This window comes from Flavobacterium sp. LMO6 (assembly GCF_009495795.1).
GTDB lineage: Bacteria > Bacteroidota > Bacteroidia > Flavobacteriales > Flavobacteriaceae > Flavobacterium.
Genome location: NZ_WIBH01000067.1, coordinates 1 through 509, shown reverse-complemented (window position 1 = coordinate 509; position 509 = coordinate 1). Strand labels below are relative to the sequence as shown.

Here is a 509-nt window from a genome sequence, read left to right as displayed (position 1 = left end):
TGTTGCTATTGTAGGTACAACTGGCGTTACTAAAATATCTTGAATTGTAAATGCTGCCGAATTTACTGATAAACAACTTCCGTTGTTAGCAGCAACTTCATAACTTACGCCAAATGTCATTCCTGATATTAATCCCGTACCATCAACTGTTGGCCCTGCTGGTGTAAATACATAAGTTAAAGCTGCATCATAATTTGTAATGTTAGCAAATCCTGCTGCTAAACACGTTGGTGCTGTTTCTAAAACTACAGGTGCAACTGGTGTTACTAAAATTGGTAAATTACTAAACTGAGCTGACGCTGCTGATGTACAAGTAGCATTAGATGCCGTTACTTCGTACATAGTATTTAACATCATTCCTGATATTAATCCTGCTGCATCTACTGATGGTCCTGCTGGTGTAAATACATACGTTAATGCACCATCGTAATTACTGATTTCACTAAAACCATCTGCCAAACAAGTTGGCGCTGTTGTTGCTATTGTAGGTACAACTGGCGTTACTAAAA

Annotated in this window: 1 protein-coding gene; it reads right to left on the bottom strand. The window is 38.1% G+C overall.

Translation table 11 applies throughout. The annotated features are described in order from the left end of the window. The coding region (locus tag GFJ99_RS13530) for a hypothetical protein (protein WP_162524034.1) at positions 1-509 on the bottom strand (509 nt) is incomplete at both ends.